The sequence below is a fragment of the Sphingobium limneticum genome (assembly GCF_008710155.1).
Lineage (GTDB): Bacteria > Pseudomonadota > Alphaproteobacteria > Sphingomonadales > Sphingomonadaceae > Sphingobium > Sphingobium limneticum.
Window position 1 is genome coordinate 1 of record NZ_VYPZ01000093.1, and the last position, 932, is coordinate 932.

A 932-nucleotide genomic window follows, 5' to 3' on the forward strand; every position below is an offset into this window, starting at 1 on the left:
AGAGCCCGATTCAAAAGTTTCTCAGGCGTAGCAATACCTTGCGGTTCTGCGGATGAGCATGCGGATAGAAGCGATCATAGCCCAGGCGGTTGAAGAGGCGATGGTCGCTTCCCAGTCCTTTGCGAGGCGGCGACACCGTCCCAGCCAGGCGAAGGTGCGCTCGACGACCCAGCGGCGCGGGAGGACTTCAAAGCCCTTGGCTTGATCAGATCGTTTGATGATCTCGATCACCCAGTTCCCGGCTTTGGCGAGTGCCGTTCTGAGCTTGTCACCGGCGTAGCCACCATCGGCGAAGATATGGCGCAGCCAAGGGAAGCGCTGGCAAATCCTTTTGAGCACGTCGACGGCGCCATCCCGGTCCTGAATATCGGCGGTGTGCACGAGGATGGAGATCAGAAAGCCGGAGGTGTCGGTCAGGATATGACGCTTTCGACCTTTGACTTTCTTGCCTGCGTCATACCCACTCGGACCGCCGCTCTCGGTCGTTTTCACGCTCTGGCTATCGATGATGCCCGCACTGGGAGAGGCTTCGCGCCCCTCGATCTCTCGCAGGTTCATGACCAGCAGCGTGTTCATCACCTCAAACAATCCCGCGTTACGCCAGGCGTAGAAATAGCGCCGGACCGTCGAGACCGGTGGAAAGCACTTGGGCAGCAGGCGCCAGGCACATCCGGCCGAGGCCAGGTAGAGCAACGCGTTGGCCACTTCACGCATATTCGTGCTGCGACGCCGACCGCCGTGCTTTGCCGGAGGAATGAACGGTGCCACCAGCGCCCACTCTCTGTCCGTCATGTCGCTTGGATACCGCAGTCCTTTGCGGCTATGCTCATCTCGAGCAATGCCAGTCCATGCCATTGATCACTCCATCTCTCGCAAGGACGGCGTGAATCATAACATGCTGGTATTGCTCAACAACTTTTGGATCGGGCTCT

At 59.0% G+C, this 932-nt stretch carries 1 protein-coding gene; it reads right to left on the reverse strand.

The features are described from left to right. Positions 1-21: 21 nt before the first annotated feature. Positions 22-855, reverse strand: a complete 834-nt coding sequence (locus F4U94_RS24105; protein ID WP_038293239.1) for an IS5 family transposase — start codon at positions 853-855, stop codon at positions 22-24. Positions 856-932: the final 77 nt, after the last annotated feature.